At 35.5% G+C, this 8,472-nt stretch carries 4 protein-coding genes, 1 tRNA gene and 1 pseudogene; 3 read left to right on the top strand and 3 right to left on the bottom strand.

Annotated features, from left to right (window positions below; genetic code table 11):
- Positions 1-1,081 precede the first annotated feature (1,081 nt).
- From F6K22_RS01350 to F6K22_RS01345, 3 genes and pseudogenes are all read left to right on the top strand, one after another.
- Positions 1,082-2,719, top strand: a complete 1,638-nt coding sequence (locus F6K22_RS01350) for an acetolactate synthase large subunit (protein WP_293092480.1) — start codon at positions 1,082-1,084, stop codon at positions 2,717-2,719.
- 453 nt (positions 2,720-3,172) lie between these two features.
- A pseudogene (locus F6K22_RS43380) lies at positions 3,173-3,244 on the top strand (pentapeptide repeat-containing protein); the annotation flags it as partial.
- Positions 3,221-3,712 carry a pentapeptide repeat-containing protein gene (locus tag F6K22_RS01345; RefSeq protein ID WP_483244104.1) on the top strand — a complete coding sequence of 164 codons (492 nt, stop codon included), beginning with the start codon at positions 3,221-3,223 and terminating at the stop codon, positions 3,710-3,712. The pseudogene F6K22_RS43380 and the gene F6K22_RS01345, both read left to right, overlap by 24 nt.
- A gap of 1,017 nt (positions 3,713-4,729) precedes the next feature.
- Here F6K22_RS01345 and fba read toward each other — a convergent pair.
- The 3 genes from fba to F6K22_RS01330 all read right to left on the bottom strand — a co-directional run bounded on the left by fba (position 4,730) and on the right by F6K22_RS01330 (position 7,682).
- A complete protein-coding gene (fba, locus tag F6K22_RS01340; protein WP_293092478.1) occupies positions 4,730-5,809 on the bottom strand; it encodes a class II fructose-bisphosphate aldolase in 1,080 nt (359 codons plus the stop codon).
- Between the two features lie 736 nt (positions 5,810-6,545).
- Positions 6,546-6,617: transfer RNA gene (locus F6K22_RS01335), tRNA-Lys, on the bottom strand.
- 192 nt (positions 6,618-6,809) lie between these two features.
- Positions 6,810-7,682 carry an aldose epimerase family protein gene (locus tag F6K22_RS01330; protein WP_293092476.1) on the bottom strand — a complete coding sequence of 291 codons (873 nt, stop codon included), beginning with the start codon at positions 7,680-7,682 and terminating at the stop codon, positions 6,810-6,812.
- Positions 7,683-8,472: the final 790 nt, after the last annotated feature.

The raw sequence follows: 8,472 nt of genomic DNA, 5'->3' as shown, positions 1-8,472 counted from the left end.
ATTGGTATTAGATGTTGAGTTTGAGATAATATTTACTAAGTATACTTTCTGTGTCTATATCCCTTTTTATTTGTTTGAATAGATGGGAATCCCGGGCTGTCTCGGAGAGCAGCGTCGGGAGGATGTCAATTACCTAAGACTGTTTCATGTATCACCGTAAAATTAAAAATTTTCAGCTTGAAAACTCTTGATAGTTGAGGGAAAGCTCGTTTTTTATTGATTAATAAAAACTATTCCTACTTTCTCCTGGGATAAAAACACTAAAAGAATCAAACAGTCTTACTTTTATCTATCTTGAAAGTTTTTCTGTTTTCTGGAAAAGGAACGGCGGGAATGATACAAATTTTAGTAATTCAACTAACAACTTAGAACATACCTGATTAGATTTAATCTATTACCTAGAAAAAATTGGTAAATAGCAAAAAAAATATTTATCAAATTTTTTATCTCTAAATCAAGAGTTTGATTTCATTTCTAGAGTTAGCCTTATTTAGTTGAATAGACTTCTCCGAAAATTAATTCAAATCTTTGTAATTCGAGTAAAACTTAGTTTCTGGAAATGTCTAATAATTGAAAAAGGAATCAAATAGAAAAACAGTTGGATATTCCTGAATCATTTATTATTGAAGAAAGTTACAGGTTTTAGGTTATACTAAATTAAAATGAAGCTCCAGAGAATAAACTTTCAATCATAATTGATTGTAGACAAAGACCAATAAATTAATTTCATAATTAATTGTAGCTTCAGATAAAATTGGTATTATACTAGGCGCGATAAATATTTACTACAAATCCCTCCTGCCTATAACCAGATTTTTGTAACATTATTTTTTGAAAAATGAATGGAGATTCAATCTGCAACCAATTTTAGAAACTATGAAGACACTGGAGTTAATAACCCAATTGCTCTTGTTAGTGTTATAACAGGTTTTTTCAAGACCTAGAACCTTTAAAGCATAGCAACAAAAAATAGTCGAACAAGCTTTTGACAATTACCGCAACTAAACCCCATTGTTACATTTGAAAATGTTGATTTTGATTTAGTTTTTAACTACCTTTTATAAAAGGAGAAAAATAAAAAATGAACACTGCAGAATTATTAGTAAAATGCCTCGAAAATGAAGGTGTAAAATATGTATTTGGATTGCCTGGAGAAGAAAATCTAAATATTCTAGAAGCTCTGAAAAATTCTTCAATCCAATTTATTACTACCCGACATGAACAGGGTGCTGCTTTTATGGCAGATGTCTACGGTCGTCTAACAGGAAAAGCAGGAGTTTGTTTATCAACATTAGGTCCTGGTGCGACTAATTTAATGACTGGTGTTGCTGATGCTAATTTAGATGGGGCACCTTTAGTCGCAATTACAGGTCAAGTTGGTACTGATAGAATGCACATCGAATCTCACCAATATTTAGATTTGGTGGCTATGTTTTCCCCAGTAACTAAATGGAATGCTCAAATTGTTCGCCCTAGTAATACACCAGAAATTGTCCGCAAAGCATTTAAAGTAGCTCAACAAGAAAAGCCTGGTGCTGTTCATATCGATCTACCAGAAAATATTGCTGCAATGTCTGTCGAAGGGAAACCTTTGAATCGAGATAAGCGGGAAAAATCTTATTCTGCTTATCAGAGCATGACAGAAGCAGCAGTGGCAATTTCTAAGGCCAAAAATCCTGTAATTTTAGTTGGAAATGGAGCGATTCGAGGAAATGCAAGTGAAGCTTTGACAGAGTTTGCTACACAATTAAATATTCCTGTTGCTAATACTTTTATGGGTAAAGGGGTGATTCCTTATACTCATCCTCTATCTTTATGGACGACAGGATTACAACAACGGGATTATATTAGTTGTGCTTTTGACCAAACAGATTTGGTTATTGCAGTGGGTTACGATTTAATTGAATATTCACCAAAAAAATGGAATCCTCAAGGCGAAATTCCGATTATTCATATTGGAGCAAAATATGCAGAGATTGATAGTAGTTATATTCCCATAGCTGAAATAGTTGGAGATATTTCTGATTCTTTGAATGAAATTTTGCGACGCTCGGAACGGATAAATCAATTAAGTCCGACTGTATCAGAAATTAGAAAAAATATGCGCTCGGAATATGAGGGATATGGTAAGGATAATGAGTTTCCAATTAAGCCTCAAAAACTAATTTATGATTTACGTCAAGTAATGGGTCCAGAGGATATAGTCATCTCTGATGTTGGTGCCCATAAAATGTGGATTGCTAGACATTATCATTGTGACCGTCCTAATACTTGTTTGATTTCTAATGGATTTGCAGCAATGGGTATTGCTATTCCAGGAGCGATCGCTGCAAAATTAGTTCATCCCAACCGTAAGGTTGTGGCAGCAACAGGGGATGGTGGATTTATGATGAATTGTCAAGAGTTGGAAACTGCTTTACGAGTGGGTACTGCTTTTGTGACTTTGATTTTTAATGATGGTGGTTATGGTTTAATTGAGTGGAAACAGGAAGACCATTTTGGTAAGTCATCTTTTATTAAGTTTGGCAATCCTGATTTTGTTAAATTTGCTGAAAGTTTTGGTTTGAAAGGTTATCGAGTTGAGTCTGCTGTTGATTTAATTCCTACTCTGAAAGAGGCTCTTGCTCAAGATGTTCCCGCTGTGATAGATTGCCCTATTGATTATGGAGAGAATGCTCGTTTTAGTCAAAAATCAGGTGGTTTAAATTGCTCTATTTAGTTATTAGATTAGTGGGTAACCATTCAGCCGTAACCTAGCCTCTTAGAAAGGAACTGCGTTATCAGTAGCTATTAATTCATTGCCTTTAAATCGGGAATTAGTATTGAGAGATTTAAGTAAAATTAAAAGTATTGGAAAAAAAAATGACTAAGAAATAAGGTCAATAGCAATCCTTTTTAAGGGAATAAAAAGCTGTCGTTTGGATCATTCCGTAGGATGGGATGGCGAGGTTTCCCGAAGAGTGCAGAGCCGCTGCCTCTTGCCTCTTGCAGAGGAGCTGCCTCTTGCTACGGTAGCTCTCGCTAACGCTAACGCTTTTCATGTCGGCTCAAGCGCCGAAACACCATATCCAATCGACCAAGAGAAAGGAAATTTATGATTTTTTTGCCTCCTACTGAATTAGGAGGTACTAATAACTGATAAATGAAATGGCTTTGAGCATTAAGCAGTGCCAAGTTAATTGAAACTGACTTACACCGAGCCAACTTAAGAGAGGCAAGTTTGACTGGTGCAGATTTAGGAAGTGCAGATTTATCAGAAGCTAATTTATACCGAGCTCATTTAAGTAAAGTTAAAGCTGAAGGTGCTACCTTCCAATCATCTGATTTAAGAGAGTCTAACTGGCAAGGAGCTAATTTATCAGGAGTAAACTTTAGTAGAGCTAATTTGAAAAAAGCAGACCTGAGTTTAGCCCAATTAACTAATGCCAACTTTCGGAATGCTCAACTGCAAAATGCTAATTTGCGAAATACAGATTTAAGTTTGGCAGATTTGCGAGGAGCAAACCTAAGTGGAACTGATTTCAAAGGGGCAAAATTGGCAGTACAAAAACCTGCTCAGGTAGATCAATTTTTGGCTAGCCCATTAGATAGATTCAAATCGGATCATTTAAGAGGAGTTAATTTCAATTTTGCTAAGAACTTAAACCCTAATCAAATTAACTACATCTGTAAACAGGGAGGAGTTCACGAAAAATGTAAAAGTAGGGAGTAGGGAGTAGGGAGTAGGAAGTAGTTAGGAGAAATGGGAAATAGTTGGAAGAATTGCCCCTTAATTTTTATATCCTTATCTATCTCTACCCAAAATGCTAACTTTTTGTAGCTCTGAGCAATCAAAAAGCCAGCACTTTTTTTTAAGATAAAAAGGCTAAAGCCTTTATCTTTCAATACAGGGAGTAGTTAGGAGAAATGAGTTTGAGAAGCTTTCTATTATTTCCAGAATATCATCTAGGACTGAGAAATTTTTGAGGGCTAAACAGTAAAGAACTATAACGTTATAGTTTTTCTAATCTGTAGATATAATAGTGTCTCTCCCTAAGTCCTGGTTAAATTAGGAGAAAAATCAGAAGCTTTGTGTTATTTCCAAAACTTATCACTCACGACTGAGAAATTTTTCGGGGCTAAACACTACATATCTATAACGTTATAGTTTTTTTGACTCTGTGTCTAGTGTCTCTCCCTAAGCCTTGACTAAATTAGGAGAAAAATCAGAAGCTTTGTGTTATTTCCAAAACTTATCACTCACGACTGAGAAATTTTTCGGGGCTAAACACTACATATCTATAACGTTATAGTTTTTGAACTCTGTATATAGTGTTTCTCCCTAACTCTTGATTAAATTCACAAAAAAATCAGAAGCTTTGTGTTATTTCCACAACTTCCCATCCAGGACTTAGGCATTTTTCAGTTTTCAACACTACATATCTATAACGTTATAGTTTTTGAACTATGTATATAGTGTTTCTCCCTAACTCTTGAGCAAATTCAGAAAAAAATGAGAAGCTTTGTGTTATTTTAACAGCTTCCCATCCAGGACTTAGGCATTTTTCAGTTCTCAACACTACATATCTATAACGTTATAGTTTCTGAACTCTGTATATAGTGTTTCTCCCTAACTCTTGAGCAAATTCAGAAAAAAATGAGAAGCTTTGTATTATTTTAACAGCTTCTCATCAACTAATTAAATATTTCAGAATTTGGAGTAGAAAATTCTAATTTTGCTATAAACTAACTATACAGAAACTGCTGTCTTAGTAGTAGCAGCTAATTCTCCACTAGCATACTTAGCAGCAAACTCATCCATAGTTTGAACCTTAATCTTACTAGCATTACCAGCAGTACCAAATTGTTGGTAACGATCTAGACATACTTGCTTCATGTACTTAATAGAAGGCTTCAAGAAGTGACGAGGGTCAAAGTTAGAAGGATCTTTAGCAGCAGCCTCACGAATAGCAGCAGTAATGGCCAAGCGGTTATCAGTATCAATATTCACCTTACGAACACCACTCTTAATACCTTTTTGAATTTCTTCAACAGGTACACCGTAAGTTTCTGGAATATTACCACCATACTGGTTGATAATTGCCAACAAATCTTCAGGTACAGAAGAAGACCCGTGCATAACCAAGTGAGTATTAGGTAGACGACGGTGAATTTCTTCAATTCGGCTAATAGCCAAAATTTCCCCTGTAGGCTTACGAGTAAACTTATAAGCACCATGGCTAGTACCAATAGCAACTGCTAGAGCATCTACCTGGGTCTGTTCTACAAATTGAACAGCCTCATCTGGGTCTGTCAAAAGTTGGTCGTGAGTCAGAACACCTTCTGCTCCATGACCATCTTCCTTATCACCCATACCAGTTTCTAAGGAACCTAAACAACCTAATTCGCCTTCTACACTTACACCAATGGAGTGAGCAACTTTAACTACTTCAGCAGTAACATTAACATTATATTCAAAGCTGGCTGGAGTTTTAGCATCTGCCTCTAGAGAACCATCCATCATGACGCTAGTGAAACCGTGACGCATAGCAGAATAACAAGTAGAGGGTGCATTACCATGATCTTGGTGCATAGCAATGGGAAGATGAGGATAAGTCTCTACTGCGGCCAAGATTAAGTGACGCAGAAAATTTTCACCAGCATATTTGCGTGCCCCACGAGAAGCTTGTAGAATTACAGGACTGTCTGCTTCATCTGCGGCCTGCATAATGGACTGAATTTGCTCCATGTTGTTGACATTATATGCAGGAATGCCATAACCGTTTTCTGCTGCGTGGTCTAGTAGTAAGCGCATTGGTACGATAGCCATACCTTTTCCTCCTAATATTTTTTGTTATTAGCTTATTAGTAACTTGATTTACTTAAGCTTAATTCTTACGACAATCTTAAGACAAATTGAAGATTCTGTCTATCAATAATTAAATTTATCTTTTAATCTTTGAGTAAAATTTGCCAAAGTCCCAAGCTTCAGCAAAGTAGGTGTTAGAATTAGTGGACTCATATTTTTTCTCTTATCAACCTGGTAGACTTCTAATGCTGGTTAAACCTAGTAGCGTGTCTAGCTTTAAAATGTGGGTAAGTTTGAGCAAGCTGGAATACCTCTCCCACGACCCCTCTTGTGCAAGCATAGGGGTGAGTTTTCTCCCACTTCCCTTGTAGGGAAGGGGGTTGGGGGGTTAGGTTTTTGGCGTTGGTAAATCAAGAGATGAAACTTTAAGGTTGATCTTTCTTTAATAGCTTTGAATAGCTACATAAATTGAGTGATTGGTATTACCCCTACAAGGAATTCATCTTACTAATTACCAACGCCGGTTTTTTACCCACAATTTTAGTCCAGACGCGCTGGTAGTTTGTCAATTTTCAAATGATGGGTTCAAACTAAATTAAGAAGATAAGGGATAAAATTTAATAGATTACCCATCAAATCAATCTTGACAGACCACTATGAGTTATTATTCAAGCAGCCTTTAGAAATAGTACTGTGTACTTCCTACAGTCCTTTTTTAAGTTTGCTGTTAAGTATTTTTGTTTATTTATCGTTTTAGTGGGTCGCCCGGGATTCGAACCCGGAACAAATCGGTTAAAAGCCGAGTACTCTACCGTTGAGCTAGCGACCCTGATTGATATTTATTTTTGTCTCACACAATTATTAACATTAGCATAGTCATCACAAATATTGCAATAGTTTTGGGAAAAAATTTTAGATTTTGTGGCAACTTGCCATGGAGAAGTGATTTTTAGAGCGATCAAGTCCATTTTTTTGGGACAAATCAGTAGTGTACCAAATGATCGACTGAAACATAGAACCACTATACAAATGTTGCAGTGAGTCTGATTAGCATTTCACAAGAAGACCCAGGCTCTAAATCAACTATACGATAACCTGTGTTTAGGGAATTACAAGGAGCTGTCCATGGTTCTAAACAGTAAAAATCCTGATTCTTAACTGTCCACAAGACAATAGTTGAATATGCAGAAGTATAACTCAGTGTAATTTTCAAACCACGACTTCGATCGTAGACAGTTGTGGCCAAACCGGTTAATTTTTCAAATATTGCATCCACTTCATCTAGTTTAGGATCGAATTTACAATCATTATCATGTAGAGTTCCTGTATTCCGATCCATATATTGCATTGAAGGGATATTAAAGTGGAGCTGATGCTTATTTGGAGCTAAGAAATAAGGATGCAGCCCTGTCGAAAATGGCATCCTTTGGGTATTGCTCAAGTTAGTATAAGTTTGGAATATTTCTAGAGAATTACCTTTCAGTTGGTAGGTAAAGGTAAGTTTAAAGTCGAATGGATAAAAAGTTCTTGTTAATCTATTACTGGTTAAAACTAGAGTTATTGAAGCCCTATCTTTATTTGAATTTCCTATAACTTCCCAAGGTAGGTCTTGTGCAAATCCATGTTGTTTGAGAAAGTAATTATTACCATTATATTTGTACTTGTTATTTGGTAAGTTGCCACAAATTGGGAACAAGATGGGTATTCCACCTCTTACAGTTAATTCTGGATTCTCAAATATTTTAGCATCAAGGAAAAGTAGCTCCTGATTCTTCACACACCAACTGGTAATTATTCCTCCTCTCTCTGGCACTACATTAATACTAGAATTAAATGCTAAATCAGAGAGGGTATAAGTTTTGTATTTTTTCTGTTGCAGTGCAATGGCAAACACAGTTTTTATTTTAATTCAGGAATTGAGTATTTAATATTAGGTAATGGGTTACGATCGCTAGAAATAAAAATAAACTTTTTGGTCATTAGCCCAATTTTTATTTATATGTCCAGTTTCTCTATTGATTAGAGGCTGAATATATTAATAAATCTCAAAAAGGGAGTAGGGAGTAGGCAGAGGCAAGAAAAAATAACTTTTGGTCACAAAAAATAGTCCAGAAATATTAAACTAAATCAAATATAGCTATTTCTCAAATAATCAGGACTTTTACTATTAGCCATTAACGTAAATTTATCCCATCGGTTCCAGCCTGAATATTTTATTGACAAAAAGTCTTTTCATTAATGGATAATGGATAATTACCTCTGGTTGAAACCGAGAGGATTGAATACAAGGAAATACCCTAGCACTTTTTTTCCCCTTGAAAGGGGAGGCTAATAATTATTAATTATTCGGTAAATAGTAGTTGACTAGGATATATTAATTTTATCATAGTTTTTCTCACTTTGTACTGTATGCTGTATTTATCAGTTTCTCCACTTTTCAGAATAACTCAACTAAAAAGAGAAAGTATTGTGAGTAGTAATAGTTTTTGATATTCGTATAATTTTGATTAAATTTGTAAACGAGGCAATTCAATAAAAGGTTCTTTGATAAATGGTTTCTGAAATATTTCTAACTCAAGCAGGTGAAATTCTAGCCCTGAATAAGCTAGCAGCTTCGTGATTTTGCTCGAAAATCAAGCAGTTGCGAGGACAAATTCTTTGTGAACTTGTCATCGATTCTGAGG

The sequence above is a fragment of the Okeania sp. SIO2F4 genome, from assembly GCF_010672385.1.
Lineage (GTDB): Bacteria > Cyanobacteriota > Cyanobacteriia > Cyanobacteriales > Microcoleaceae > Trichodesmium.
This window is presented reverse-complemented; position numbering and strand designations above follow the sequence as displayed.

Excerpts from the sequence above, each read along its gene's own strand:
- F6K22_RS01350 (WP_293092480.1), top strand. The coding sequence starts at position 1,082 with ATGAACACTGCAGAATTATTAGTAAAATGCCTCGAAAATGAAGGTGTA.
- fba (WP_293092478.1), bottom strand. The coding sequence starts at position 5,809 with ATGGCTATCGTACCAATGCGCTTACTACTAGACCACGCAGCAGAAAAC.